At 63.1% G+C, this 26,678-nt stretch carries 23 protein-coding genes; 3 read left to right on the forward strand and 20 right to left on the reverse strand.

The annotated features are described in order from the left end of the window. The 7 genes from O148_RS0102225 to O148_RS18050 form a co-directional block, all read right to left on the reverse strand. Entirely contained in the window at positions 1 to 1,209 is a 1,209-nt protein-coding gene (locus O148_RS0102225; RefSeq protein WP_026529625.1) for a GumC domain-containing protein, read from the reverse strand. Next, entirely contained in the window at positions 1,206 to 2,546 is a 1,341-nt protein-coding gene (locus O148_RS0102230; RefSeq protein WP_026529626.1) for an MATE family efflux transporter, read from the reverse strand. Before O148_RS0102230 ends, O148_RS0102225 begins: the two co-directional genes overlap by 4 nt. Next, positions 2,543 to 3,268 (reverse strand): WecB/TagA/CpsF family glycosyltransferase, encoded by a 726-nt coding sequence (locus O148_RS0102235; RefSeq protein ID WP_205618161.1) that lies wholly within the window; start codon positions 3,266 to 3,268, stop codon positions 2,543 to 2,545. Before O148_RS0102235 ends, O148_RS0102230 begins: the two co-directional genes overlap by 4 nt. 61 nt (positions 3,269 to 3,329) lie before the next feature. After that, positions 3,330 to 3,764 carry an FAD synthase family protein gene (locus tag O148_RS0102240; RefSeq protein ID WP_026529628.1) on the reverse strand — a complete coding sequence of 145 codons (435 nt, stop codon included), beginning with the start codon at positions 3,762 to 3,764 and terminating at the stop codon, positions 3,330 to 3,332. Further along, positions 3,765 to 5,321, reverse strand: a complete 1,557-nt coding sequence (locus O148_RS0102245; RefSeq protein WP_026529629.1) for a sugar transferase — start codon at positions 5,319 to 5,321, stop codon at positions 3,765 to 3,767. Positions 5,322 to 5,542: 221 nt separating this feature from the next. Beyond that, positions 5,543 to 8,143, reverse strand: a complete 2,601-nt coding sequence (locus O148_RS0102250) for a helix-turn-helix domain-containing protein (protein ID WP_157374460.1) — start codon at positions 8,141 to 8,143, stop codon at positions 5,543 to 5,545. 2 nt (positions 8,144 to 8,145) lie between these two features. Next, positions 8,146 to 10,395 (reverse strand): helix-turn-helix transcriptional regulator, encoded by a 2,250-nt coding sequence (locus tag O148_RS18050; protein ID WP_157374461.1) that lies wholly within the window; start codon positions 10,393 to 10,395, stop codon positions 8,146 to 8,148. Between the two features lie 134 nt (positions 10,396 to 10,529). Between O148_RS18050 and O148_RS0102260 the strand changes: the two genes are divergently transcribed. Next, positions 10,530 to 11,792 (forward strand): chloride channel protein, encoded by a 1,263-nt coding sequence (locus tag O148_RS0102260; protein WP_026529632.1) that lies wholly within the window; start codon positions 10,530 to 10,532, stop codon positions 11,790 to 11,792. Positions 11,793 to 12,118: 326 nt separating this feature from the next. Here O148_RS0102260 and O148_RS17680 read toward each other — a convergent pair whose 3' ends face one another. Genes O148_RS17680 through O148_RS16865 form a run of 3 tightly spaced genes read right to left on the reverse strand, consistent with a single transcriptional unit; the run spans position 12,119 to position 15,459 of the window. Continuing rightward, a complete protein-coding gene (locus O148_RS17680; protein WP_157374463.1) occupies positions 12,119 to 12,265 on the reverse strand; it encodes a hypothetical protein in 147 nt (48 codons plus the stop codon). Between the two features lie 54 nt (positions 12,266 to 12,319). After that, the gene (locus O148_RS0102275) at positions 12,320 to 13,741 is read right to left on the reverse strand and encodes a UvrD-helicase domain-containing protein (RefSeq protein WP_026529633.1); all 1,422 of its coding nucleotides are present in this window, start codon (positions 13,739 to 13,741) and stop codon (positions 12,320 to 12,322) included. Next, a complete protein-coding gene (locus tag O148_RS16865; protein WP_051619731.1) occupies positions 13,738 to 15,459 on the reverse strand; it encodes an OLD family protein in 1,722 nt (573 codons plus the stop codon). The genes O148_RS0102275 and O148_RS16865 overlap by 4 nt, the downstream gene beginning before the upstream one ends. A 520-nt stretch (positions 15,460 to 15,979) precedes the next feature. Here O148_RS16865 and O148_RS0102285 point away from each other — a divergent pair. Beyond that, the gene (locus tag O148_RS0102285; protein WP_026529634.1) at positions 15,980 to 17,497 is read left to right on the forward strand and encodes a hypothetical protein; all 1,518 of its coding nucleotides are present in this window, start codon (positions 15,980 to 15,982) and stop codon (positions 17,495 to 17,497) included. On the opposite strand, the gene O148_RS0102290 is transcribed toward O148_RS0102285, so the two are convergent. Further along, complete coding sequence (locus O148_RS0102290) at positions 17,448 to 18,356, reverse strand: DNA adenine methylase (RefSeq protein ID WP_026529635.1); 909 nt, start codon at positions 18,354 to 18,356, stop codon at positions 17,448 to 17,450. The two genes, O148_RS0102285 and O148_RS0102290, sit on opposite strands and share 50 nt — an antisense overlap. 331 nt (positions 18,357 to 18,687) lie before the next feature. Then, the gene (locus O148_RS0102295; protein ID WP_026529636.1) at positions 18,688 to 19,017 is read right to left on the reverse strand and encodes a hypothetical protein; all 330 of its coding nucleotides are present in this window, start codon (positions 19,015 to 19,017) and stop codon (positions 18,688 to 18,690) included. A 210-nt stretch (positions 19,018 to 19,227) separates the two neighbouring features. Here O148_RS0102295 and O148_RS14285 point away from each other — a divergent pair, with 210 nt between their 5' ends. Next, positions 19,228 to 19,617 carry a hypothetical protein gene (locus O148_RS14285; protein WP_205618162.1) on the forward strand — a complete coding sequence of 130 codons (390 nt, stop codon included), beginning with the start codon at positions 19,228 to 19,230 and terminating at the stop codon, positions 19,615 to 19,617. Positions 19,618 to 19,638: 21 nt separating this feature from the next. Here the strand turns inward: O148_RS14285 and O148_RS17685 are convergent, their stop codons facing one another. The 8 genes from O148_RS17685 to O148_RS0102340 are packed head-to-tail and all read right to left on the reverse strand — an operon-like array spanning position 19,639 to position 26,641. Next, a complete protein-coding gene (locus O148_RS17685; protein ID WP_023164762.1) occupies positions 19,639 to 19,815 on the reverse strand; it encodes a hypothetical protein in 177 nt (58 codons plus the stop codon). Beyond that, positions 19,805 to 20,194: a hypothetical protein gene (locus O148_RS16870; protein WP_023164763.1), complete on the reverse strand. Its 390-nt coding sequence runs from the start codon at positions 20,192 to 20,194 to the stop codon at positions 19,805 to 19,807. Before O148_RS16870 ends, O148_RS17685 begins: the two co-directional genes overlap by 11 nt. A 2-nt stretch (positions 20,195 to 20,196) precedes the next feature. After that, positions 20,197 to 20,937 (reverse strand): hypothetical protein, encoded by a 741-nt coding sequence (locus O148_RS0102315; protein WP_023164764.1) that lies wholly within the window; start codon positions 20,935 to 20,937, stop codon positions 20,197 to 20,199. 14 nt (positions 20,938 to 20,951) lie between these two features. Next, on the reverse strand, positions 20,952 to 22,193 hold the full coding sequence (locus O148_RS14295) for an MFS transporter (protein WP_023164765.1): 1,242 nt from the start codon (positions 22,191 to 22,193) through the stop codon (positions 20,952 to 20,954). Further along, positions 22,193 to 22,564 carry an ArsR/SmtB family transcription factor gene (locus O148_RS0102325; RefSeq protein WP_023164766.1) on the reverse strand — a complete coding sequence of 124 codons (372 nt, stop codon included), beginning with the start codon at positions 22,562 to 22,564 and terminating at the stop codon, positions 22,193 to 22,195. The genes O148_RS14295 and O148_RS0102325 overlap by 1 nt, the downstream gene beginning before the upstream one ends. A gap of 12 nt (positions 22,565 to 22,576) precedes the next feature. Further along, positions 22,577 to 25,171 carry a site-specific integrase gene (locus O148_RS16875; protein WP_023164767.1) on the reverse strand — a complete coding sequence of 865 codons (2,595 nt, stop codon included), beginning with the start codon at positions 25,169 to 25,171 and terminating at the stop codon, positions 22,577 to 22,579. Further along, positions 25,164 to 25,520, reverse strand: a complete 357-nt coding sequence (locus O148_RS0102335) for a helix-turn-helix domain-containing protein (protein ID WP_023164768.1) — start codon at positions 25,518 to 25,520, stop codon at positions 25,164 to 25,166. Before O148_RS0102335 ends, O148_RS16875 begins: the two co-directional genes overlap by 8 nt. Next, positions 25,517 to 26,641, reverse strand: coding sequence for a tyrosine-type recombinase/integrase (locus O148_RS0102340; protein ID WP_240470765.1), 1,125 nt, complete (start codon positions 26,639 to 26,641; stop codon positions 25,517 to 25,519). Before O148_RS0102340 ends, O148_RS0102335 begins: the two co-directional genes overlap by 4 nt. Positions 26,642 to 26,678: the final 37 nt, after the last annotated feature.

Below are 26,678 nucleotides of genomic sequence, written 5' to 3' on the forward strand. Positions count from 1 at the left end.
TTACTCCGCTGTGCCCGTTTTCGCGGTGCCCGTTTTCGCGGTGCCCGTTTTCGCTGTGCCGAACGTCACGCCATGCGGTGTTGCGTGGGTGGGTTCGGACGGGGCAGGCTCAACCAACATGACGGCAATGGTGGTGTGGCCGAGATTTGCAAGCTGGTTGCGTAGCGCGGCGATGTCGAGAACGTCGTCACGGCCCTTTTCAATCACAATGACGGGAATCCCAAGCGTCATATCGGGATCGTCGGCGTGCCCTCGCCCCGACACCGCGGTGTCGCTGCCGCGCTGAAACAGCCAATCGGACTCGTTTCCGGGGAGGCGGGAGGAGACGATTTTCGTGGCGGCAACTTCCGCCTGCGGGTTGCTCGGTGAAATCAGCGTGACTTTGAGCGGACCGCTCTCACCTGTCTCGACCCTTCGTGAGCGTGCGGCTTCGCGTAGCATCACCAGGTCGCTGTTGCGTCCGGTCAAGACGAGAGAGTCCCCCAACACTTGCGCCAAGTCCCGGTTGGTGCGCACCCGGCGGGTGAACACGCGCCGGATGAGGGCGGCAATGAAGCCCAACACGGCGCCAATGACTCCACCGCTCAAAATGAGGATGGTTGAGTTCAGCGGACCTTCGGCCAGATCGGCGGCCGCCGGGCGATATATTTGTCCGCCGCCATCAAAGGTCTTTGACATTGCCTTGAGGTCCTTGGCGGTATTGGCGTTGAGCCCGGTCTTGCTCGCGAGCTGGGCGAGCTCGGCGCGGCCCTTTTCGGCGCGAACCTCAAGGTAACCCTGAGCCATCGCGTTTGCCCGCTCGGCGGCCAGCGCGGCAGTTGGCCCGGTGGATTCGATCGCGAAACTGTTATCCGTCACAGCGGAAACCGTGGTGCGCTCCTCTAGGTCTTTGATCGCGGCCGCGTCCGTGTCTCCCAGGATCTTAGCGGCTTGCTTTGCGGTGGCAGGACTGTCAATGAGCTGCACCTGAGAATTGGCGGGAAGCTCCAGGCCGAGCGGCCCGGCATCGGCGATGGCCGCGACCGACTCTACTTCGGGTCCTAGCGCGTAGGTTCCGGTCATGAGCTCGGCGCGTGCCGTGTAACTTCCTGGACGCAGCTGCACCCACATTCCGGCGACAACGGCCCCCAGGACGGCGAAGACCAGGATGGACTTCCAATATTTGACCCACACGTCCTTGATGACGTCGGGTATCGATTCTTCCCTCATGCATCCCCCTTGTGTGACCTAGTCAAATCCCACTCACGTGTGGCCTGCCGATAACTTAGGTGCCAGCCCACCACGTTTAGCAAGGTCCCTGCGGCCAGCCCCCACGCCGCACCGAGCGCGAGGTTTCCGCCTAACAGGGCAGCCACAGCAATACCGAGTCCGGTGCCCGCCAACCGCAGGGCCGAGGTGAGAATCCGAGTCCACATGCCGCGGCGGGCAGCACCCAGAGCACGAATCCCGGCGATTGAGCCAATATTGAAAGAGTTGAGAACCTGGGCGATCGCTAGCGCTGGTAGCAGTACGAGCGCTCCCTGAATAGATTCCCCGGCAACGGCGCTCAACCAGTTGGCGGGCACTACAAGCAAGGCCGCCGCCCATGTGCCTGAGACCGCCACGGTGACGCCGCCATAGACGCGGGACATTTTGCGGCCGGTGGCAGGGTTGTTTTCTTGGACGGCCCCATGTCGCACCAGCTCCGGCACGGCTACCGCCCAGATTCCTTGCACCAGAACCGCAATGGGACCAAGCAAGATCAGAATCAAGCGGAATTGTCCAGCTGCCGCAAGCCCGGCGACGAAAGCAACCAGCATCAGGATCGCCTGCTGCACCCCGCTCGTCACCATGGCATCGACGCTAAACCGCGGCCACAACTCACGGTGGCGGTGCAGCCACCATCCAGTGCGCGAAATCCGGGGAACCACTCCCAGGAGAATGAGTCCCGCGATCACCGCCGGCGCATAGGCCAAATTACCCCATAGCAGGTAGCCAGACGCGGTGGTGGTGTCGGTTGCGGTGAGTCCGACAAGGCTCCCAGCAAGAATGAGCGCATAGCCGAGATTAATGGCTACCGCACGCTGTGGCTTGCCCAACGCGAGGAAAACCGAGCGCAAGGCGTCATGCAAAAGAACCAGGGGCGTGGTGAGCGCGAGTACCAGTGCCAGCGCAACCGCTTCGGCGCCAGCCCCGGAAAGGGAGAGCGCCGCTGCCGCCGCGAGCGCGAGCAGAGCGGCAATCAATCCCACGGCGAGAGCGGTGCCGAGGACGGCGCTGACTCCGCGTCGGGGCAGGTCTTTGCGCATGGAGTAGCGGACCGCAAACGGCTCACTGGAAAGCGAGCGCGACATGCTTTGAGCCATCATGAGCATGCCAAAAGCGAGCGCAAACAAACCAAAATCAACCGGATTGACCATGCGCGCTACAGCCAGGCCCAATACAAAATTGGCGAGGCTGCTCACCGCCTGGTCGAAGAGCCCCCAGACGGACCGTCGGCGCGCTCCGCCACCGCCGACCTTCACCGGTCGGCGCAGGTGACGCTCGGGTGCGAGTGTCGCGCTCACGCAGCGTCCATACTCGGTGGTCGCCGGAGAATTCGAATCATAAAACGCGGGATGTTCACCAGATAGCGCTTGTACAGTCGGCGTGGTTCTTGCATGAGCCGGTAACTCCACTCCAAACCTGAGCGTTGCATCCACAGCGGGGCACGCTTGACTTTGCCTGCGTGCATATCAAACGCCGCACCGACGCCGAGCACGAGGTTCGCATCCAGGTGCTTGGCGAACTTCCCCATCCAGCGCTCTTGTTTGGGCGCCCCCAAGCACAGCCACACAATATTGGCCCCGCTCGCGTTGATCTCGGCAATGATCTCTAGCCATTCCGCATCGCTGAGTTCGCGGAAGGGCGGACTCATCTGTCCTGAAACGGCGAGCCCGGGGTAACGATCCTGCATGGTGTCCACGAGAACCTCGATGACTTCGGGTGAGCCCCCAAGAAAATAAGAGCCCCACCCTTTAGACACCGAGAGTTCTAGAAGCGCGGGCATCAGGTCCGGACCGGAAACCCGGTTCATCCAGCTCGCGCCGGCGCGCCGCCCCGACCACACCAGCGGCATCCCGTCCGGGACGGTCAGCGCAGAATTGTTGAATACCAGTGTCAGCTCCGGATCGGTGCTGGCGTTCATCAAGGCATTCACGTCGCTCACGCAGACGTAGTTACCTCGCCGGTCCGATTCGATGATCTCGGTCAGTTCGGCGAGCGCCCGGTTCATATTGGTTGCGCTCACCTTGACACCCAGAATGTCCACTCGCCCGGAACGCGTTGCGTCAGGAAGCGGTTTTGCGACTTCAGGACACATGAGGCACGGCCCGTCCCTCTACGTAGCTTCGCAATAAAGTACTAGAAGTGTGTGCGGTATACGGCAAGTAAACAATCTCGACTCCGGTGTGCGCGAAGTCGCGTTCCAGTTCCTCGCCCTTGACGCTACCGCGCCAGTCGTCCCCCTTGAATAGAGCCGTAAACCGCAAGTCTCCCCACATGTCTAACTTGCTATCCCGATCCTCCACTACCGCAATGTCGACGTATTCGATTCGGGAGACGATTTCCAGCCGCTCCACCAACGGAACCACAGGTAGGCGGTCCTTACGGGCCAAGATCAGCTCGTCCGAAACGACACCGGCGATCAGGCGGTCGCAGCGCGCGGCGGCGTTGCGCAAGAGGTTGAGATGTCCAATGTGAAACATGTCAAACGCCCCCGCGGCATATCCAACAACTTCCGACATTTAGTAGGCTCCTTCTCCCGTGCGGATGGCTTTAATGGTTCGCCACATGATGGTGAGGTCGTTGGTGATCGACCAGTTCTCCACGTAATAGAGATCGAGCCGGACGGACTCGTCCCAGGAAAGATCAGAGCGGCCATTAATCTGCCACAGACCCGTCATGCCGGGCTTGACCAATAACCGACGGTTGACCTCGTCCACGTACTCCCCCACTTCGCTTTGCAGTGGTGGACGCGGACCGACCAAGGACATGTGACCCAAGAACACATTGAGCAGTTGCGGCAATTCATCCAGCGAGAATCGGCGCATCCACCGCCCGGTCTTGGTCACTCGCGGGTCGCTCTTGAGTTTGAACAGCGGCCCCGAACCGTCATTGGCGTCTTCCAGCTCTACCCGGATTTTCTCGGCATCCTCGACCATCGTGCGGAACTTGAGCATTCCGAAAGACCGACCATCTCTACCCACCCGTTTTTGGCGGAAGAACACCGGACCCGGCGAGTCCAGTTTTACCAAGACTGCCAGTGCAATAAGCAGCGGTGAGATGAGCAGGGTTCCGACCGTCGATCCAACAAGATCCATTGAGCGCTTAATGATGTGCCTGCCGCCGGTAAAGCGCGGCCGTTCCACATGCATGAGCGGCAAACCTTCCACCGGGCGCACCGAAATACGTGGACCGGCAACGTTTGTCAGACTCATCGCCAGAATGAGGTCGGTATCCGACTCCTCCAGCTGCCAGGCAAGCTTTTGCACGGCGCTAGCACCGCCGTGGATCGGTCCCGCGACGATGACGCAACTGCAGTCGAACTCCTCGATGAGCGCGGGAAACTCTTCCATGCCGTGATAAACCGGGATGGTTTTTTCCTCGGAAATGTCCATCTTTCCGCCGGCCTGAGGAAGTAGGGGTTTAACGCCGTCGTTCTTTTGCTGGTTCTCGGCAGGCACGGTGGGTTGGGCACCTTGGTCCGGAACGATTGCCGCCACCACTTCAAACGCGGGCGAGTTCTTATTGCAGATCTGGTGCCCCACGAAATGGATGTCATCGCCATTGCCCAGCACGATCGCCCGAGCAAGATAGGTCCCGCGCTGGGACAAGACGCCAAGCCGTTTGCGCCACAGCCAGCGCGCCACCAGGAGCAGGAGCATTCCGCTGCCGATGGTGAGCGCGGTCTCCAGGCCCTCCAAGCGAAGGTCGAAAACCAGGGCGCCGATGGCCAGCAGCGCCACGAGGCAGAAGGAGGCGCGGGCGATGCGCTTGTACTCGTCGGTGCCCATGCCAAGTATGTGGTGATCCCGGGAGCGGCTCAACTGCAGAATGAGGATCCAGCTGAGCGCCAGGAACATTCCACCAAAGGGCACCGGAAGTTCGGTAAGCGTGGTGCGATGTCCGCTAAAGACGTAGGTGAGGGTGGCACCGGCAAGGGAGACAACGAATATGACCACAACATCGGTAAAGGCGAGCAACTGACGATAGGTACGCAGCCAATCGTCAGAGTGCGAGGCGTGTGAACTTGTGGTTTCTGGTCTCCGGGTCGCTACGGGTGCGGTCCGGGTTATGACCATGGTGCCCCGTTTCGCAACCGAATTGGGGACCGGGGTGAGCGTGGCATGTGTTCACAGGTTTGCACGCGTAACGCCACGCACGGGTGAGTGATGAGCTTCAATTTTCCCCCCAGGAATAAAAGCTTTTGGAATGTGTTCATTCCTCGTTCAATCTAACTTCGTATTGATTTCTCCTGCATCAGTGGTGCTTACCCGAATTACGATTTGGTAACGCCCGGCGACTACGTAGTATTACCTAGGAGGCGTGGCGCGTAATTCAAGGGATCGGGAGCGCTCGGTGAGAGTTGCCTCTCGGCCTCCGGCTTCCCAAACGAGATTGTGCTCGAATTAAGCGCATTATCCAGTTGAGAACGGGTATGAACACCGAGCTTTTGGTATGCCCTTTGCAGATGCCCCTCCACGGTTCGCACCGACACGCCCAATCGTGACGCGATGGCCGCGGAGGAATGATTTTTTGCGGCAATGCTGGCAATCTCCCGTTCGCGCTCTGTCAGGCTATCCAAATGAATTGCCGCACTGTCTTCTCGCATCCTCGCCATCCCCTCCTGCTCTATCCGGATGATGCGGTCGCGCGCCGCCGCGATGGCAGGGGCGCTATATCCCCGCTTGAGCGCGAGTTCGTGTGCCAGGTGTTGCACTCGGAGCAAGTTTCGAGATGCCGCTTCATCGGCGATATCAAGGATTGCGGTGAGACCGCGGGCCGAAGTGAGCCGACGCTTATACGTCACTAATGTGTCGACCCATGAGGGCCCGCCAGTCGAGAGCGCATCTTCCATCGCACCTTTGGTCTTGACCCCTCCGGCAAGTGATAGCGAAATTGCCTGTGATAGTGGAGTTCCCAAGTCATCACTGAGCGCCGGCCATTGCTCGGCCCCTGGGGCCGGTCCCTCGGAAGCGTTGAGCACTCCGAGCGTCAGATCTAAGAATGGGTAGTCGGGGGCGGCCCACCATCGCGGTTCCAATTTAGGGAGCAACCGTGTTGCCTCGATGGTGAAATCGATGGGAGTCGAGTGGTCGGCGCTCGGTTCTGCGTCCCCAGATCCAATGCCCCTGGGCCGCGCCTTGCTGGTCGGTTTCTTACCATTGTGCAGCTGCGAGGCCGCATACAGCCCGACCGAAGCGGCCAATGGACTGAGGTAAAAGGGATCGTATTTCTCCAGTGATTCAAGTGCCTGGCGCGCATCGACAAAGCTATCGGCAAAGAGCCCTTGAAACATGCGGGTTAGCGCTCGAGACGCGAAAAGCGTTCCGCGCGCAGCCCGCCAACCCCGATCTCCCCTGGCTGTCAGCGTCGAGGCGAGTGCCCTCGCTGACGCCCAGTCCGCCGAGAGAAGGGCGATCGCCAGGAATTGAGACCGCGCCAGGAACAGTGCCCATTCTTGTGCTGCGGGGTGTTCTGAACCGGTGACGGCAAGCACCCACTCAATCTCCTGCCACGCAGCTCTCAGGTGGCCGCCAGCGGTGAGCGCTCGAGCCGAGCGCAGGAATTGGGCAGCGCTTCGCGAGCCGATTCGGAGGACCTCGGTGCACTCGAGTCCCGCCTCGAAAACGCTTGTGATCCGGTGATCTTGGGAGACGAACGGGCCCGCGAGCCCTTCCTCCGAGATGCTTGCGATGGTGAGGTTGAGCTCATCCCACCGCCCAGTGAGAAGTTCGGCCAGCAACTTCGCCGAGCGGACATCGCGAGCATCGGCGGCGTCTGCGCCTGCGTCTGCGTCTGCGGCCCAGGGTTCCAGGTCGGCAGCCCGCTCAAAATCTAAAGCCAGAAAGAGTTGCTGGGCTCGCTGTGCTGCCTCGGTCCTATCCACATTCCTTGCTGCGGCCTCGTTTCCCAGTGCTCGTTGCCGCAAGGCGATCACCAGCAATTCGCCAGATATTCGCAGTTGCAGGGTGGCTCTCGCCTGTGTCAGCTCTGCGCGCAAGGGTAAACCCGCGTCGACGAGCCGCATCGCCAGCAACGTTTTAATGGCGCCCGGTCCGAACTTTGCAACGGCAAGCTCCAATTGCATTGGCCCCCATGACGCGAGGTCCCCCAATAATTGCTTAGCTTGGGGGTCCAGTTCCGAGAGAAAACCGAGAAAAGTTTCTTTCCCGACAATATCTGTAGCGCTCGGTGTCGCCTCACGGTGAAACCCAGTATCGGATTCGGCGGTCTGTCCGTGTTGGGCCAGCCAGTCGAGTACCGGGACAATCCAGCGGGGCCTCCCGCCAGTCCACCGGAAAAGCAAATCCAGCGTTTCCTCGTCCGGCTCTCCATCTAGAATCTCCCCTGCAGTTCGGCGAATCTCCTCTACGTTGAGGAGCGCGAGCTCCACCAAGTCGGCCGAGCCCTGCCGCAAGAGCGCGCGGAACGGTTCCGGCAGATGCGTACCTGCGAGAAGAGTCGCGACAATTGACAATTCTCCGCGGGCCGCGGACGCTACGGCTTCGTGTGCGCTCGCTTCGTCAAGATGCTGAAGGTCGTCAATTGCCAGCAACCAAGTATCTTGCAGGGAAGGCACGTTAGGCTGGCGACGCTTGTGCGGGACAGTAGCGGGCCTCGTGCTCGCAGGAGCATCATGAGAGTCGCCATCACCATCAGGCTCCACCAGCCAACGGGCACCGTCCAGCGCCGACCGCGGCACATTGGAGAGCAATCTCTTGCCCGAGAGCAACAGGACGCCCTTTTCGGGTTGCGGGAGCGATGCAGCGTAATGTTCGGCGGTGTGCACCAGGTAGTCGCTCTTGGCCGAGGCCCAGGGACCCCGAATAATGAGGGTGCGCCCGGCCGATCGACTCAACTGGGCGACCCACTGGTGCACCAGCCATGGTCGTATGAGCAAAGTTAGAGTCCGCCTACCGGATCGGGGTTGCTGTGAACCGTGGGGAGGAGCATCCCATGGCTGGTTTTCAGGTGACTGACTTCGTGTCGACGGTTTAACCCCAGTTTGTGTAGCACTCGACCAACGTGGCTTTCCGCGGTTCTGACGGAGACGTTGAGGTGATCGCTGATTTCGCGATTGCTCGCCCCCTCCCGCAGCAGGTCCAAAACTTCGCTCTCCCGCGCGGTCAAACTTCCCAATCCCTCAGGCTGCGACCGTTCGTGAAGCACCGAGCGCGAGTGGGAGGTAGTCGTGTTTCCTCTTCGGTGCCCGCCGTGGGGAGAGAGCTTCGCGAGCATATGACGCATTCTCTTTTCCAACGAGCGCACCCGGTACGTCGAACACACATCAATGGCACGTTGGACGTGCTCAAGTGTGGGGTTGCGCATCGCGGTAATTGCCGCCGTCAGTGCTTGCGCGAGTGGGGTTTCACAGCGGCCTGTCACTGCCAGAACCCGTTCATATTCGTCTTCTGAGGTTGGGGCGCTCCCTAGGAACAGTTCCAACACCCGCAACGATGGAACCTGCTGATCTGTGGTTTCTACATGACCTGCGTCTAACTCCTTTTCGTGAGCGCGGTTGCCCAAAATGAAATGCGCCCGAGCCGCAAGCAGACTGACCAGTCCTTCTACCAGGGCATGAGAACTTGGCGGTATGAGCTCGAAGCGCCGGATTTCGGCAACCGCTTTCTTTTTTCGTCCAGCCTGAGCGTCAAGAACCGCGGAGAGCGCAAACGCCGCCCTGGCAAACGTGATGTCCGTCGGATCCGGGAGCACCTGGATGCAGGCAATAATGTGGCTTCGTGCGGCACCGGCTTTGCCCTGCAAGAAAGCTTCCAGACCCAACAGCAATTCGATGAGGGCAGCTGACTCGGGAGCAATGTGCCCTCCTTCGCTAAAGACCTCATCCAACGTCTGGTGGAGGAGGCCCCATTTGCCCTCGATCACGGGCAGCCATGCCCGTTCTGTCCAATCCTCCGGTTGCGCATCGGCTAGCGACGCCTCCGATGTCAGCTCGGCGCTATCGGGCAGGCGTGTGTGTAGCGACTCCAGCATGTCCCCGGCGATCTGGGACTTTAAACTCGCTTGGATCCCGCGAAGCTGCACCAGGTGGTTGTTCGCTGCGGCATGGTCCTCGGAATCCAGTGCCTGTTCGATCAGCGCGTAGGTTGCGGCAAATTCGGCCTTGAGCGCTTTTCTGCTCAGCGCTGGCTTTGCGGACTGCCTGCCCTCAGCTAGATCCGCGGTGAAGTTCAGGCTCAGGGCGACGTCCGAGCCCATTCGCGCGGGCCCCGGTGCCACTCGCACTATCCCGGCTCGCTCCAATTCGAGAGCACTATCTGCCGGCCCCGCGAGCCCTGAGAACGCCCCGAGACGCTCTTCCAGTCGAGGCTCGGCGCTAAGCTTTGTCAGCACACCGAGTGCGCTCGCCGACAGGGTTGATTCAGCATCGAGCAGGGTGGTGAGTTCGGCGGCCGCGGTCGCAGCGCTCCCCCAATCCTTAATCATCCACGCTCCTTCGACCCGGAGCAGGCTTCCACGTTGCAAATGCTCGCTCACGAGCGCATAGAGTCTCAGCACCTGTCCTCCGCTCCATGACCAGAGCGCTTCCAGAGTGCTCGTCGCGACCGCGCCGGAGAGCATGTGTTCAAGGAATTCGCCGGCCTGCGAGCGATCCATCGGCACCAGCCGTAGCACCTCGCTCTGGGTTGCGTTCACGGTGCCGAGTTCGGTCAGCCGCTCCTCCGCGTAATCGCTCAGAAGTAGCAGCGTGCGCGATTTCCGGTGCAGGGACAGCGCCAGCTGACTAATGGATTCGTCGGAGAGCGAGTTCGCCCGATCAATGACCCACGCACCCACGCCCTCATCGCTGGGCAGTTCAACGGTCCCATCTTCTGGCGCGGCGAACCAGTTTACTTCTCCGCCATCCTGGTCGCCGTACCTTGACAAAATTGCCCGCGCGATGGCGCCGCGCTCGATCGGGGTGCCCCCTTCGAGAAAAAGCGTGAGCGCTCCGGACTCGAGAAGCAGGGCCCGGAGTCGGCGAATGTCGTCAAGATAACGCCGCTTAATCCAGTAGCGGCGCGAATTTAGCCGTGTCGCGAGACCCGCTACGTCCCAATCATGTGGCGGCGCTCCCACGAGCCTGGTGCCGGGCACCGGAGTACGCGAAATCAACACAAAAGCCCCCCGCTCTTGTTCTGTGATTGACAATTTTACACTCTGTGTGACGCATCACATTTATTGAAAGATGTACGACGGCGCGCCAAGACATCCGCCCGCATCTCACCTTCTAACGGGGTGCCTTAGGCGTGGGTTCAATCAGGTTGGGTGCAACAATGATGTGCGTGGGAGACAAGACATTTGAAGGCGGTCCAGCATCGGGGCGCCTCGCGACACAGGTTCAGCCGTTGGTGACCGCGATCATTGCCGGTGCTCTTGCCGGGCTCGTCGCGATTCTGACGTATCAAGCCATGCTGTGGCTCCAGCGAACCGTGTGGACGACCGGTACGGGCGACGGCGAGGAGAGCCCGCTGCGAATATTTGTGACCATTCTTGCTGGTGGTGCGCTGCTCCTTTTGCTCCGCCGCATTGCGCCGACCGAGTCGGTGGTTGAGTTGCTGGCAGATTCGCAGGAACCGCGAAAGCGTGTGCCCAAACGCATTGCGGTGACTGCGCTGTCCGCTATTGTCGCCGTTGCTTTTGGCGGTGCCATCGGGCCCGAGGCGGGGCTTTTGGCGGTAGTGGCCGAGTGCTCTGTGGTTGTCTCGAAATTCATCGCGCGGGACGAGGCGCAAGCCAGGCGCATTTCGCAGGCCGGAGTTGCTGGTGTGCTTGGCGGACTCTACGGTTCGCCTCCCGCCGCTGCCGCGCTCGACGGAGAAGGTGAAACACTCGCGCCCAGCAAACTCATGTCTTTTGTTGCTGGCGTCTGCGGATTCCTGGTGTTCGTGTTCATGGCCCGCAACGTCTTTAGCGGCGAGGGTGTCGCGACGATTCCTCTCCCGGTTTCGGAGGTGGGCCAGTCGGCCGCAAACCCGTGGCTGGTAATCATCCCGGTGCTGGTCGGCGCGACGCTGGGTCTCGGGTTCAGATACTTGCATCATGGCGGTGATTGGCTGGCCGCAAAGATCGGGCGGCCGTGGTTGGTTATGAGCCTCGGTACGGTTCTTTTCGCCGGGCTTGCGGCCGCGGTTCCGTTGGTGCGCTTTTCTGGACACCACGAGATGAACGAGGTCCCGGTCCTGTTCTCTGAAGGGGCCGCGCCCGAGTTATGGTTGCTCGCCATTGCGAAAGTGTTCGCGCTGGTGCTGTGCCTGGTTGCCGGTTGGCGCGGCGGCGAGGTGTTTCCGCTGATATTTATTGGCGGCGCCGCCGGAGCCGCAGTGGCGCTCTGGTTGCCAGGACTTGATCCTGCCGCTGCCGTAGCGGGTGCGATGGCGGCAACCCTAGCACTGGGGTGGAAGCGTCCACTCGCGTCCATCCTGATCCTTGCGCTGGTGCTAGATGCGGGCGTCGCCTTGCCGATCATGGTGGGTATCGCGGTCGCCGTTGCGGTGGACAAGCTCATTCCCGAATCTCAATCCGCGGAACTCAAGAGCGCTCACTAGATTCCGGGTCATGAACTAGATTTGAAAACATCGGGATCGCCGTGGAGGACATCTACAAGCTCAGCTACGTCCGCGGCCCCAGCGGAATCATCATCATGTTCGCCCAGAAACTGCGACAAAAATAGCCTTAGAAACGTTGTCCGTCTCTAAGGCAATCTGTCGGGTTGACAGGATTTGAACCTGCGACCCCTTGACCCCCAGGCGTCCAAACGGCTTCGGCCTGCCCGGATTCCGCGTGATTCCGGGCGTCAGATCATGCAGAACACGTCACGGGATGCATGGATTGCATGATTCTGGTCCCCTTCTGGTCCCCCTCGTAGGCAAGCTCAGTTCGCGGCCAGAGCCGCGAGAGGCGCTACGGCGGCGTGGAACCTGTTGCCCACGAGCAGCACGACGATCTTGTGTCTGGCTCTGGAGAAGACCACGTAGAGGAGCCGACTTGTTGTGGGGAACGGTTCTGATTCGTAGCCCATGAAGTCTCCCTCCCGCAACACCACGACGGTTGCGTCGGCCTCGCGTCCCTTCGTCTAGTAGAGGTTCATTAGTTGAACCTCTCGCGGGCTCAGCGCCGAGTCCGTGAGCGCCGCGTAACTCGCCTCACGAGCTTCCGCACAGATCGCTGCAACCATCTGACGGTCATCGCGGGCGCTGCTCGTGCGTGCCGCTCGCGCGTACATCACCGAGAGCAGGGTTGCTGCTTGCTGCCAGGCGCCCGACTTCTGCGGTAGTCCGAGCGCGTCGTGTGCCGTCGCCGCTACCTCGATTACCTCCCGAATGGACCCCGCCTCGGAGAGACGCTCTCGAAGAGCGCTCAGGCGAGCTTGCAGGGTCGTGGGGCCTGAACCGTTCATCACCTGGTACGCGATGGGGGGCGCCTTCTGCCCACGTTGCGCGCTCGTCAGGAACACGGCTATCGCTTCGAGAACAATTCCCCAGGTGCCATCGCCGGTGTGGAATCGCGCCATCGCAGTCTGGGCGTCGAGGGCGGCGGCGAGCGCGTCACTGAGACCGGCAACTTCATGTTCGATCCCGTCGGCTTCAAGTGCATCCGAGAGAGCCGCGAGCATGTCGTTATGGTGCGTGAATACTGCCACGCCCATATCTTTCGCGGCTAACTCGCTAACGACCCGTGCGACGTGACTGGTCTCGTCGGAGAGTGGTATTCCGTCTTGGATGACCAGTCTTTCGTCCTGGATGGCGGCCGCGATGGCCTCTGAGTCGAACAGGCGTCCCCTGATGGCGTTGGCGACGGCCGGGATGATCCCGGAGGGGTCTCGGAAGGAGGTTTCTGGCAGCAGGATGGTGTTCTCTGTCCCAGCGGCCGAGCAGGCTTCATCGATGCGCTCCACTCTGACGCCGTCTTCGGCGAGGAACGTGTAGATGCACTGGTTCGGGTCGCCGAGCAGTATCAGCCTGCTGTCGCGGGCAATCAGCTGAAGGAGGTCTTGCTGCGCATCGCCGGTGTCCTGAAATTCGTCGACGATTACGAGGCCCCATCGGGTGCGAAGGTGTTCTGCGACAGCAGGTGCGGCCTGAGCGATTTCGAGTGTGAGCGGGATGAGCCTGCTGTATCCGATCTCGTGCTGGGCCAGCCCGAGCTTCTCGCGAGCGGGGCTGACGAGGACGGCGTCGCCGTGTCCGACCAGATTCCCGAATCTCCGGACCACGGAGAACGCGAGCGAGTGGAACGTCATGATGTCCACCTGGGAGCCTCGGCGGCCGAGAATCTCGTTTGCGCGGGAGGCTATGCGCGCCACCGAGGAACGAGAGAACGAGAGGAACAGGACCCGATCGTGGGGTTCGCTTTCTGCTACTCGTTCAAGATGGGCGTGAGCTGCGGCGAGCGCGCTGGTCGTCTTTCCGACACCCGCTCCGCCGAGCACGACAGTGAGTTCGGCCTGCGTCGCTACGACTCGCTGCTGCTCCGGGTTCTGCGGGGCGAATGTCATGGTAGATCAGGGATGTCGATGCGTCCGAGCGTATCGCCGCAGACTGCTTCGATCGCGGACCGCGCGATCGGCGGCTGTCGTGTCAGTGCGTGAGCCCAGGCTGCCCCTAGCCCCTGTTTCTTGATCACTTTCGTCGCGATGAGGTGGTCCGCGATGTCGTCGTCGCCGAGATCGGGTGGCAGGGCGGGCATGCCGAAGTCTTCCAGGGTCTCGACCGTCTCTCGGAGCTGATCTCCGGGTACGCCGCGGATGAGTGCGGCCTCCACGGCGGTGCGAGTGGGAAGCACGACGAGTTGTTCGATCATTCCTGCAAGGACTCCGACTGCTGGATCTTCGTGTCCTGGCTTGTCATTGTCGACGATCGCTCGGACGTGGAATCCGAGTTCAAGGGCGATCTCGGCAATGGCTGGGAGCCGGGTAACTCCTCCGTCTGACCCTGGCGGGGCGACCAGGCGGATGCCGTTAGCGGGGAGGCTGTGGTGCGGTTCGTTCGTCTTCCGGAAGAGCCGCGACGCGAGCGCGCCGTACCCCTCGACATCGAGCGGCCCCTCCAGGAGGACAACGGTTCTCGCGCTCAGCGCTGCGAGAAGCTGCTCCAGGATGAGCCTCCGGTTGACTCGGCCCGTCTTGTCCGTGACTGCAGAGAGCTGGTGCTGTCGTCTCTCGCCGTGGCTGACCGTGAGCCGAACCAGCTCACCGGGATCGAATGCTCGTACTACCTCAGGACGGCGCGTTGTGAGGATCGCTTGCCCTGCCGTTACGTGGATGAGCCGCGCCATGTGTTCAGATGACGATGCGTCAAGGCGATCTCCGAAGTCATCGCCGATGATGACGACGCCTGATTGTGCATCTCGCGCGGCTGCGATGGCTTCAGCGGCCGAGAGCACACTCTCGAGAGTCGACCCCTGGGAACGGACGGGAAGGGCCCCGGCCGCACCCATCGAGATCGCTGGTTGAAGCGCTCTGAGGAGGGCAGCCATAGAACCGTCATCCGCCAGAAAACTGATGTCGGCGGAGTCATCGATACCGAAGAGAGTCTGCGGTCCGGAATCAATGACCTTATCCAGAACGCTAGTGACCACCTCCGTCTCAGAGAACGACCCGGTTGCAGCATGGACGGCCGAATCCAGATCGGTGAGGGCGCTGTCCAGGCCACCAGGATCGGCATCAGCAAGGAGTGCTCTCAGGACTCCCTCTGCCCGCAGCTGGAGAGCCGGCGCACTGTCAACGAACTGGACAGGCAGAGACTCACGCTCGATCCGGCTCGCCTTCTTGAACACACCGGCAGCGGGATCACTTCGCGCCGGGTAATCGACCCAGTGCTCGCCGGTGTCCGTATCGAGGTCATATCGTGCGCGATAGCACAGACGTACGCCCAGAACCGCGTCGCCCGCGTTGCTTGGCGTGGCGATCTCCCCGGTTGCCCGGTCGAACGTTTCCAGATTCTCGCTGAGAAGAGTTTCGAGGTCCTCCCCGAGGTCGAGGAGAGTCACCTCTACCTCCGTCAAGGACTCTTCATCGCCGTCAGCAGGTCGGTAGACGTCGAGAGGATTCACGCGGGACCGAGTACTGCGGGCGTCGAGAACCCGGCGCAGGGCCTCGACGATGTCAGTGCGGCCCGCCTGCGGCTCACCTGCAAGCACCATGTTCTCTGGCACCACGAGCGCTGCATGGCGATAACCCCGGAAACGTCCGATACGGATGCGCGCGACCCTCATTGGCTACTCCTTGCATACCCCCCGATGCAAGCTGAGCGCTCGGCTCGCAACGGGACGATGAGCGTGAATCAACGGACCTTCTCCCGCTCGGAACCGGCGGCTCCCATGCCTATCGTCCCACGGACTGTGGACAGTACCAGGCGGCGACGCACCATGGCCGTCCCGTGAAGACACGCGACGACAGGTTCCGTACAAGCGTCCGAAGTGGCAGCTCGGCCTCGTTTCCGTCTGGTTCCGCAGTTCACGCGACCACGCGGCGTCGCCGGCAGGCTGCATGGTTTGCATGACCGTGGTCCCGTGCCTGGGCGCCTGCCCGCGTCGAGAACTGTCACGGCGTCACGGGCGCCTATGGCAACCAGTTCGTGCGTTCGCGCGTCAGAGGAGCTTCGGTTGATGCGCCTCGACGTGTCTCAGCCCGATCGCGAAACAGCGCGGCTACAGTTAGGACTGAACGACAGCTCTCGTCCGTTCGGCACCGAGGGCGTAGATCGCCGGACGGATCATCGAGACGAGGCTGGACATGGCTTACGAGCAGCTACCCATCGTGGAGGTCGAGCTGAGCCGGCTCCTGCTCGACCTGGAGAACTACCGCATCCCGACTCGTCGCGACGATGAAGCCGGAGCCTTGAAGTATCTGTTCGCTTCCGAGGACGTCCTCGGCGCGGCGCGGCTGATCCTTCGCGACGGCTACTTCGACAACGAGGTGCCGATCGTGATCGCGGCGGAGTCACGGGACGAGCCGCCTTCGTACATCGTCCTGGAAGGCAACCGGCGCGTCAGCGCACTCAAGGCTCTCTACGACCCGACGATCGTGCCTGGTCACGAAGCCGAGGTTCGCTCACTGCTCAAGCGGTACGCAGTCGAGGCAGAAAACCTCCCCGAGCGAATCCGCGTGATCGTGGCGCCTGATCGCGCGACCGCCGCCCCGCACGTTGCCCGACTGCACACTGGCATCTCCAAGAAGCGGTGGAGCCGCGACCAACAAGCAACCTTCTACTACTCACTCGTGGACGACCAGACGACTGTGGAGGACGTCAAGGCGCAGTACCCCGATGTCGAGGTCGCAAGGTTCATGAAGATGGCTGTGATGCGACGCTTCCTTGCCGCTGCGCCATTCTCCGATCACACCCTCCGGCAGTACGCCGCCAGCGACGACTTGGCGATGTCGGCCTTTGAGTACGCGTACCGAAGTAAGGACATCGCGGCTGCGATCGGGGTGGAGTTCGATAGAGACGGCATGTTGCTTCCTCGGTCCTCAACTCCCGAAAAGATCGCGTCGAAACTTCCAAAGAAGAAGCTCGGTGCATTGGAGTATCTAGTCGGGGAGTTTCGCGCTGGAAGGCTCAACACCCGCTCTCCGGAGCTCAAGAAGCGTGATGACGCCTACCAGCCGTTCGTGGACCGTCTCAACGGTGTACCCACTACAGCAACGCCGACACCATCACCCGCCGCGCCCGCACCACCGACTCCGCCTGGACCGTCGCAAGGTGTCAGCCACGGAATGCCTCCAAGCGGTCCCGGTAGCGCGACCGGCGGGGCAACGCCACCCCAGCCTGAGCCTCCGAGCGGAGCAGGAAGCCGTGGACCGAACCATCCAGACACAAAGGACACGCTCGATCTGTCTGGCCTCGACTACGAGAACGCACCACTGAACCTCAAACTGCGCTACTTCGAGCTACGACGGATCAACCTGGGAAACTTGCCTATCGCGTCCGCGATCCTATTGCGCTCTGTTCTCGAAGCCACCATCAAGGTCCATTTCGAGGGCTCTGCAACGCCCGCGACAGGCGAGTTGAGTGCGGTTTTCAAAGTGGTCGCGCAAACCTATGGCTCGGAGAAGACTCTCAAATCGACCATCGGCGCCATACAGTCGGGAAACGCCCACAAACATGGCTCTATCCAGTGGTTCAATCTCATCGCGCACAGCGCAGATGCGTCAGTGACCGCAGAGGACGTTCGGCAGGCGTGGAAGGTGGTCAATCCGCTGCTCAGGCGCTTGTTGCGTCCGCCATTACAGTCTGCCCCTGCAACGCCTTGACCACACCGGCGACCGCGGGCGATGCAACGAGCAGTTCTTCGGCCTGCCCCGGATACCGCGCGGAGTAGGTCAGTTCCAAGCGGCATTGGAAGTGCTCGCGATACAGCTTCTCAATCAGTGGAGCCGTGTCATACGTCATGAGCCAGTGCGCCTTCTCCACCGTATTGACGATCGCCGCGAGGGCTGTGTGATCGCGCCCGTCGAACGCGTTGAGGTAGAGCTGAGACCCCGCCTGAACATAGGGCGGATCGATGTACATAAATGCTCGATCGTCCTGAGCGTAACGCTGGATCACTGTCCTGCCGTCAAGGTCTGAGACCGTGATCTGATCGGCCAAGCCTCCGATCGCAGTCAATCGTTCGATGAGCGTTTCGCGATTGAAGCGGGCGTCAATCTTGTATCTCCCTTCCTGCCGCTGACCGCCGATAACTCCGGCATTCAGAATCCCTGAACGATTGGTCCTGTTCAGAAAGAAGAAGGCGAACCCGAGGCGGAGTGAATCTCGCTCATCGCGCGATCTGTATATCTCTCGCTGCTTCTGCCATTCAGCGATCGTAAGTGGGACGGACGCAACCATTTCAACGAAGCTGGCATTGTCTCCGACCGCAGATTTCCAGAAGGCGTACACCGCAGGGTCAATGTCGTTGATAACCAGTTCTTCGACAATGCCCTCACGGAGCAACGCAATCCCAGCTCCCACGCCACCGGCATATGGCTCGATATAACGTGCGCGCTCGACCCTGAGAGCATCGATGATGTCGCCAAAGAAGCCAGCGAGCGCCGCCTTTCCTCCCGGATAGCGGAGCGGCGAGAGCGTTCCGTACCGACGTGACGCGACAACCCGCAGCGTGTCACTCATCAGGACTCCTTCCCCGCTCGATGCGCGGCGACTCGACAGCGAGCCGAGCAGAAGCGCGCATCACCTCGCCCGAGGAACGCCTGATCGCAACGCTCGCAGTTACGCCACGCCTTACGGCGACGTAGCCGCTCATGACGCAGCGCTCGATCAACGTCAGTGAGGCCCGCGTCGCTCAGGCTCGTGAAGTCCTGCATGTAACGGATACTACTCGTAACGACATCACAGAGCCATCGACACGCCGAATCGATGCGGTACACCGTGAAGGGACGCGCCAACCGAATGCGACTGTGTCGTGGTCAGTGCCCTATGGCGCGGTGGGCTCGCCTGCGCGTCACCGCGAGGACGGCACCGGTTGCCGTTCGCGACGCTCCCCCGCACGGACACTTATGAGCTGGATCAGACTGACGGGGCCGATCCAAAGGAACTTGAAGGCGTTCCAGACGAACACCAGGACCAGCAGGTAGAGCCAACCGGGACCCCCGTCGTTGATGATCGTGGTGCAGATCGCCGCGGCGTAGAAGTAGACCCCGGCGAGCAGCATCGCGGGGACGCCCCACTTCAGGCCGCGCCGTGTGCGGATCGCGTTGAGCAGCAGGTTCGTGGGTGCGTAGCGGAGTACGCCATAGCCTCGTGCGCTGAGCGCCACGGACGTCCGGAGCATTGCAGGCCTCTTTCCTCGTCATAGCGCGACGGTGTTCCGTCGTGGAGGCGGCTATGAACCGAGTGCCCGCGAAGGGCCGTCCCGAAGGACCCGCATAGTTTGCTGAACCTGCCTCGCTACCGAGTTTACGACTGTCCTATGGCAGAGGGAACCCCATCGGCAGGCGGGCGTGTACCTCGTCGGTGACCTTGGAGCGAGAGGACACCGATCATGGCCACGTTGGCGGAGCAGGTGCAGGGTGAGCGGATGGCGCGGGTCGCGTTGTCGATGATCGCCGAGCCGAACGACCCGATCACGGGGTACGTCCTGGCCCGTCACGGCGGGGTCGAGACGCTGCGGCTGATCGAGTCCGACGACGAAGTGCCCGGCCTGGCACGCGCCGACACACTGATGTGGCGCGAACGACTGACGGCGCGGGTCACACCCGGCCTGCTGGATCAGATGGCTCAGGCGGAGCGGCATGGATTCGGCACGCTCATCCCCGCCGACAAGGAATGGCCCGCCGGCCTGAACGACCTGAGCGATCGTGCGCCGTACCTGCTGTGGACTCGCGGTGCGGTCTCGTTCTTGATGACGGCGCTGAGCGATCGGTATTGGTAACCCGCGTTATTCGAGTTGGCGCTATTCGGTGTCAGAGAACGGCGTTTCGGTGTGTTCGATCAGTCCGTGTGAGGGGCAGAGCCAGACGAGTGTGATGGTGTCGTCAATGTGCCCGGGTTCGAGCGGCTGGCCGCAGGCGGGGCAGTCGCGGCCGGCGGGGAGGCCGTAGTCGTCGAGGTTGCCGTGCTCATTCATCACGCGCGCGGTCTTCCTGACGGAGCAGTTGGGTGTGCGCGTCGCAGAGGGTCCGGATCCAGCCACGGAGGGTGACCTGTTGGGCGGGTTCTCCGCATTCCTCGCAGATGCTGGTGCTCTGATCCTCGGCTTCTCGGATAATCTCGTTGAACGTCATCTGAAGGTCGATGTCGTCCGCGTCTGCGGGGCGCGCGTAGTAGCGCAGGCCGCCGTATTTCGTCTTGCATTGCTCGAGGATGTAGTCGGGTGAGAGTCGTGTGAGCCGCGCGTCAAGGTCGGCGATGAGGTCGAACCAGCCGGGGCCAGCGTCGATCGTCTCGCCCCAACTGTCAGCGAGGCAGTCTGCGATCGCTTGGATCCGTGGAGGCAGCTTGTCGGTCATGTTCAGAGGTCGGTGGGGGCGTCAGCGGCGATTGAATCGGTCTCGTTGATGAAGGCGAGGAATCGTTGCCCTTTGCTCGAGGTGCGTGGGGCGAAGATGCCCTGGGCGCTCATCATGGTCGTGAGCGGAATGGACGCCAGGCCATTGCGATCGAGATCGGCGGCGGCCTGCTTGACCGGGCCGTCCCAGACGCCCGGGTGGACGTTGAGCGCGGACCCGAGGGGGCCATCGATGCCGCCCATCATGATGTTCGCGTGCTGTTGGTAGAGATCCCGCGCTTGGAGCCAACCGGCCGGGTCTGTGAAGTAGTGCAGCAGCCAGATGTGCAGGGCGTCGAACTCATCGACCAGGCGGGTGAACTGCTCCCGCTCGGTCGCGGCGAACGGTGCCCAGTTGCCGCCGTTCGCGACCGCGGCCGCGAGCCGCTCCCGCTTTTGCTGGCTCGCGGTCTCGGCCGCGGCGCGTTGCGCGCGGGTGACGGCGGCGATGAACTCATCCGATCCGACGATGTCTTCGATCGTGGCGGTCTCGTCGAGCTGGTCGAGCGCGGTCGTGAGGGCGCGGGCGATCGCGACGTTGAACTCGTGCTGTCGTTGCGCCTGCCGGCTCTCGAGCGCATGCGCGAGAGTCTCGGCTGCGAGCGACCCGACGACGGGGACCATCGTCAGGGCTGCTTTCCCTGCGAACGCGAGCGCGTCTTCTGCGGGCTCGTGCGGCGGGACGAGGGCATCGAGATCGGTCATGATCCCATGATGGATCAGGTCGCAGACACTGTGGAGGCGCGGCCCGCTCCCAGCAGGCGAGTTCGTGCGTAGAAAAACGCGATCGTTCCCGCGACTGCGCCGATGATGAGCAGCGCGATCGCTGCGCCGGTGAGGTTCGCCGCGCCCAGCCAACCGGCGATCGGGTAGGTGACGAGGAAGCAGGCGTGGGAGAGGGCGAACTGGGCGGTGTAGACGAGGTTCCGGTTCGCCGGCGTGGATGCGTCCGCGAGCAGCCGGGACGAGGGAGTGTTCACCAGGGAAGTGCCCATGCCCAGCAGCACCCAGGTGCCCAGCAGCACGAACCACCCCGCCCCGGTGCTCGTCGCGACCGCGGTGACCGCGACGGCGACCACGAGCCCGACGACGATGACGGTCGCGCCGGTGATCATGGTGCGGATCACGCCGAGCTTGCCGACCAGCCACGGGATGTTCAGCGCAACGACCAGGGAGCCGATGCCGTAGCAAGCCAACGCCAACGCGAGTGCCTGGTCGCCGAGCCCGAACACGCCGCGGGCATAGACGACCGAGTTCACCAGGACGATCGCGGTGCCCGCGGCAACCACGACGTTGGTGAGCATCAGGAACCGCAGTGTCGGTGTGCGGGCGAACACCTTCGCGCCCAGCGGCAGCCGCTGCCAGAACGGCAGTGCAGGCCCATCATCGGGGTGTGCGGGCAGCTTCGAGAACAGCACCAGCAGGGCGGAGCAGGTGAAGCCGATCGCGGTGCCGACGAACAGGTTGTTGTAGCTGATCACGGTCAGCAGTGCCGCGGCGATCGTCGGGCTCAGCAGCGCCTCGAGGTCGTAGGCCAGTCGGGACAGCGACAGCGCCCTCGTGTATTCGTCAGGCTCCGGGAGGACCGACGGGATGAGGGACTGGAACGCGGGCGTGAACGTGGCCGAGGCGGACTGCAGGACGAACACGAGCACGTAGATCTGCCAGGCTTCGGTCACGAACGGCAGCATCAACGCGATAGCCAGGCGGATCAGGTCCGCGGAGATCAGGACGGCCTTCTTCGGCAGCCGGTCGACGACCGCGGCGATCAGCGGCGCAACACCGACGTAGGCGACCATCTTGATCGTCAACGCCGTGCCGAGCACCGACCCTGCGGCAGCGCCGGCGATGTCGAACGCGAGCAGACCCAGAGCGACGGTGAGCAGGCCCGTTCCGAGCAGGGCGATCACCTGCGCGGAGAACAGCTTCGCGTAGGTCGGGTTGCGCAGAACCTGCAGCATCAGCGGACCTCCCCGGGGGTGGGGTGCTCGCCGCGGTGGTGCGCCGGGTCGGCGCTGAGGGTGTGCTGGGCCTGGAAGATCGCATCCGCGACCAGCTGCCGGGCGTGCTCGTTCGTCAGCCGGTAGAACACCTTCGTGCCCTCCTGCCGGGTCGACACGATCCGCGCCAGGCGCAGCTTCGCGAGATGCTGCGAGACCGCGGGGGCGGACTTGTCGACGATGTCCGCGAGGTGGTTCACCGACAGTTCCTGGTCGCGCAGCGCGAGGATGATCCGGATCCGGGTCGCGTCGGCGAGCATCGAGAACACCTCGACCGCGAGCTCGACATACTCGCTTTCCGCCGACAAGGAACACTTCGTATCTGCGTGCATACGCAGATTATTTCATAGATGGGAGGGTGCGAGGTCCGGAAGAGGGATGCTGACGCGGTCGATGACGGTCGCCGCGTAGGCGGCGTTGTTCGCGGCGATGGCAGTGGACCAGGCGATGGCCGAATTGATCTCCAGGCCGGTGAGGCGGCTGAGCACCACGGGCGGGAGCTGCTGGGTGAGCGCGATAAGGGCACTTGCCCGGGCGAGCCGCGGGGGGATGCCGAGGTCTCTGAGCCGCTGGTTGAGGGTGGAGGGGGCCATGTGCTGTCCGGCGCGGGCTCCGGGATAGAGCCATTCCTGCTCGATGCTCTCGACGAACATCCGCGGTGCTGTCCGGTTGCGGGCCGCGCCCTCAGCGAATGGGGCGAGCTCGGCGGGCAGCACGAGCGGCGCTTCGCCGAGACGGACAAGAACGGTGTCATCGGCGATAGTGAGGTCGTCCGCGCGCAACTGGACGGTGCGCGCAGCCCGGATCCCGAACATCAGCATGAGGCCGGCGGCGAACTTCGTGTGCGGGTCGATGGCAGGGTCTGTGGTGATGTCGGCGAACAGTCGCCAGCGTTCGTCGTCGCTGATCCCGCGAGGGCTCAGGGGGCTGCTCTTCGGGGTCGGCGCGGCGAGGGGTGCGGTGAAGCGCCGGGAGGATGCCCATCGGACGAAGTGGTGCAGGTGCGGCCTGGGGCCGGCTGCGAGCCAGGCATCGAGGTCGCCCTGCGACAGCGACGACAGGGAGCCGCCGCGTCCGCGGATCCAGGCCAGGAGATCGATGATGGACATGATCTCGATCCGCCGCCAGGACAGCTGCCCGGAGCGGGTGGGCATGGTGTTCTTCCGCAGCTGACGAAGGTGCCGCCAACGCGCGTATTGCGTGATCCGACGTCGCTCGCCTGGATCGGCGATTTCCGCGAGTGCCTCCGCGAGCCAGGTCTCGAAACGGGCGAGGAGTTCGTCCCGCGGAGGGAGCAGGCCGTGGTCGACGAGCACGGATCTCACCGACCTGGTCTGGCTCTCGGACCCAGCCTGATCGAGATACTCGTGGGTGCGTAGCCCCGGTGTGGTGAGGAGCTTCGTGACCAGCGCGCAGGCGACCGTTCCGCGTTCAAACGCGTAGATGACCTTAGACGGGGTGCCGTGGAACCAGCGAGCTCTCATCTCCGCGATCCGGGAATCACTAGCGGCGAGATCGTCGGGGATCATCTCGCGGATCATCTCGTCGGCGCGGCAGCGCGGGCAACGCTTCGCGATCAGTCGCGTGACTGTGCCGCAGACGGTGCAGGGGCGGAACGACTCCGGTTGCCTCGGGTAACAGAGCGGGCAGAACGGCTGCCCGTCGACGCGTCCGTTGACCAGGCGATCGTCGCCGCAGCTCGTGCAGGTCTCGATGATCTGCGGGGTGCAGGCCCAGCAGAGGTAGCCGGGCCCGTCGTCGGCGCGCTTGTGGCGGAGCCTGACTTCGCCGCAGCTCACGCAGGGCGTGCGGGGATTCGCGCATTGCTCGCAAACGGCGCGAGCGGTGTCCGGCCATCGGCACTGGCGCGTGTTCCCGCAGGCCGTGCAGGTGTCGATGCTGGCCGCGTCGCTGCAGGCCTTGCAGATCGCCTTCTCGCTGCCGTGGAACAGGCAGGCGGCGACCGTCCCGCAGACACTGCAGGTATCCGTCTGCGAGGCGGATCGGCAGGTCGAGCAGACCGGGCCGTCCGGGCCGCGGAACGCGATGAGCCGATGGTTCCCGCAGGCCACGCAGGCGGCGTTCTCGTCGTCGAGCTTGTTCGTGCATCGCTGGCAGAGCCTCCGGCCGTCGGAGAGCACACGCTCCAGGTTCGTGACATCGCCGCAACCATCGCAGGGCTGGTGGTGGGCGATGCGGTAGCAGCGCCGACAGCTCACCTTCCCCTCGACGCGCTCGGTCAGCGTGCGGGTCGTCCCGCAGCCTCCGCAGCGCCGCTCCGGAAGCCGGGCCCCGCCGACGCGCATCAGATCATAGAACGTGCCGAACAGCACCGACCCGGCCGCGGGATCCGCGAACCACTCGCTCCCGTGAGCGGCGAGCTCGAGCATGAGCCTCGTGCTGCGATCCCGCGCAGAGGGCATGCTCGCCAGAGCGGTGCGGATTACCTCGGCAGCGATGCGTCGATGGCGACGGACCTCATCGACGATCCGGGCGCGCGCATCGCGCCCCATCTCTCTCCAGCAGCGCCGGCAGTAAGCGGCCTCGCCTGGCCCCGGCTGCAACCAACGCTCCTCATGGCAGCGGTCGCAGCGTCCGGTCCGCCCCGTTCTGCGTCGCGCGCACGGGCTGCAGATCCGCCCCTGTTCGATCACCTGAATCAGCGGGCGCTGCTGCCCGCAGAGCGCGCATCCGGGAGGACGCACTGTCTCCGCCCCTGCATCTCGCAGACGCAGCAGCAGCCCGGCCAATGCTGGAGGCATGTGCGGGTCCATCGAGGTCAGCAGCTGCGGCGAGGCGTCCACCAGGTCCCGTGTGCGCTTCGCGACGGGCAGCTGCTTGAAACTGGCTTCCACGACCTCCTGGATTCGCGCGGGGTCGAGGATGCGTTCGACTGCGGTGATCCGGGCTGTCAGTTCCGCGAAAACCGGATCACGCATCCGGCGGAAGGATCTGCGCCCGGCGGGGACGCAGGCCCGACTCGCGAAGACGCTTCGTCGCCGAATCTCCCCGCTCCGGTGCCGCATGGGTCGTTCCCGTCGCAGCGGCCTCGCCGCCCAACAGCACCCGCGGAGCGAGCTCCTCGAACGTGCAGTCGAAGATGTCCAGCAGCGCGACCAACGCCTGCATGTTCATCCGCTCCGGCTTCTCCGCCGCGAGCCGATAGACCTGGCTCGTCGACAGATGCACCCCTCTCTCCTCGAGAAGCGGCACCAGCTTCGTCGTGGAGAACATCCCCGCCGCCGCCATCACCTCGCGAAGACGCCATTCGTAGCCGATCAACCTCATGATTCCGTTCCTTCCTCACCGCTCGGACGGTGACGTGTTCGCTCCAGTGCCTGACTCATCATCGTGTTCATGTAGTCCGTGCTCACCCCGGTGTAGATCGCGGTCGTCGACTGGTGCAGATGCCCAACCTGCCGCTGAACGAACCCCGGATCGACACCCGACTCGATCAGGTGCGTCACATACGAGTGCCGCAACGCGTGCGGCGTGAGCACTTCATCCAAGCCCAACGCGTCCCGGTAGGTCGCAAACCGCGAATCGAGCTCCCGAGTCCGCAGACGCGTCCCACGCTCAGACAACCAGAGCGCCGTCGTGCACTCCGAACGCACCATCAGTGGCCGCACCTGCTCGATGTACTCCTGCAGCGCCTCAACCGCCCAATCGAACAGCGACACCACCGCCCGCCTCTTCGGCGGACCACCCCGCGACGACTTGCCGTGACGCACCTGCATCACGCCCAGCTCCCCGAATTGCGGGGCCTTCGCGTTGCGGTAGAAGTCCGTCACATCCAGCCCGACCGCTTCGCTCGCCCGCAAACCCCACGCATAGACGACCTTCATCAGCGTCGCGTCACGGAATGCCGGCAACGCGCCCTTGCGGTGCCCATCCAACACCCGAGACACCTCGTCATCGGCATGATCGAGCAGGCGTTGCAGCTCCTGGCGCGTCAACGGCCGCCGCCCAGCCCCGCCCTCGTAGTCCTGCAGATGAGGGAGCGTGTTCCACTCGTGACAGACCTGCACCGGATGCGTGCCGAACCGTTGCATGCACTCGTCGACCCATCCGTAGTGCGGCGAGCAGACGTAGTCGCAGAACTGGCGCACCGCGCCCTGATACGACCGGATCGTGGATGCCGCCACCTGGCGTTGCGAGACGAGCAGCATCATCCACTCGTCGAAATCGCTCGCCGACCATTCCCACGGCTTCTTCATCGCATACGCCTCGAACCGGCGCACCACACCGACCCCGGCCGTCACCGAATCCCCCTTGAGCCGACGGCCGCCGAGCTGCTGCATCCGCCAGCCCTCGATCATCGCGTCGAACACCGACTCGGGCGCGTTCAGGAACGAGACACCACTCGCCAAGTACAACGACGACACCCCATGCGGCACCCGTTTCGCCACACCCACACCCACTCTCATAACGCGCTAATCCTGCATT

Origin of the sequence: Haematomicrobium sanguinis DSM 21259 (assembly GCF_000688395.1) — a bacterium.
In the GTDB taxonomy this organism is placed as follows: Bacteria; Actinomycetota; Actinomycetes; order Actinomycetales; family Micrococcaceae; genus Haematomicrobium; species Haematomicrobium sanguinis.

Excerpts from the sequence above, each read along its gene's own strand:
- O148_RS0102245 (WP_026529629.1), bottom strand. The coding sequence starts at position 5,321 with ATGGTCATAACCCGGACCGCACCCGTAGCGACCCGGAGACCAGAAACC.
- O148_RS14295 (WP_023164765.1), bottom strand. The coding sequence starts at position 22,193 with ATGCTGCAGGTTCTGCGCAACCCGACCTACGCGAAGCTGTTCTCCGCG.
- O148_RS0102285 (WP_026529634.1), top strand. The coding sequence starts at position 15,980 with ATGGCTTACGAGCAGCTACCCATCGTGGAGGTCGAGCTGAGCCGGCTC.
- O148_RS16870 (WP_023164763.1), bottom strand. The coding sequence starts at position 20,194 with ATGACCGACAAGCTGCCTCCACGGATCCAAGCGATCGCAGACTGCCTC.
- O148_RS14285 (WP_205618162.1), top strand. The coding sequence starts at position 19,228 with ATGGCCACGTTGGCGGAGCAGGTGCAGGGTGAGCGGATGGCGCGGGTC.
- O148_RS16865 (WP_051619731.1), bottom strand. The coding sequence starts at position 15,459 with ATGAGGGTCGCGCGCATCCGTATCGGACGTTTCCGGGGTTATCGCCAT.
- O148_RS0102225 (WP_026529625.1), bottom strand. The coding sequence starts at position 1,209 with ATGAGGGAAGAATCGATACCCGACGTCATCAAGGACGTGTGGGTCAAA.
- O148_RS0102275 (WP_026529633.1), bottom strand. The coding sequence starts at position 13,741 with ATGACATTCGCCCCGCAGAACCCGGAGCAGCAGCGAGTCGTAGCGACG.
- O148_RS0102315 (WP_023164764.1), bottom strand. The coding sequence starts at position 20,937 with ATGACCGATCTCGATGCCCTCGTCCCGCCGCACGAGCCCGCAGAAGAC.
- O148_RS0102295 (WP_026529636.1), bottom strand. The coding sequence starts at position 19,017 with ATGCTCCGGACGTCCGTGGCGCTCAGCGCACGAGGCTATGGCGTACTC.
- O148_RS0102325 (WP_023164766.1), bottom strand. The coding sequence starts at position 22,564 with ATGCACGCAGATACGAAGTGTTCCTTGTCGGCGGAAAGCGAGTATGTC.
- O148_RS17680 (WP_157374463.1), bottom strand. The coding sequence starts at position 12,265 with ATGGGCTACGAATCAGAACCGTTCCCCACAACAAGTCGGCTCCTCTAC.
- O148_RS0102240 (WP_026529628.1), bottom strand. The coding sequence starts at position 3,764 with ATGTCGGAAGTTGTTGGATATGCCGCGGGGGCGTTTGACATGTTTCAC.
- O148_RS16875 (WP_023164767.1), bottom strand. The coding sequence starts at position 25,171 with ATGCGTGATCCGGTTTTCGCGGAACTGACAGCCCGGATCACCGCAGTC.
- O148_RS0102290 (WP_026529635.1), bottom strand. The coding sequence starts at position 18,356 with ATGAGTGACACGCTGCGGGTTGTCGCGTCACGTCGGTACGGAACGCTC.
- O148_RS0102335 (WP_023164768.1), bottom strand. The coding sequence starts at position 25,520 with ATGAGGTTGATCGGCTACGAATGGCGTCTTCGCGAGGTGATGGCGGCG.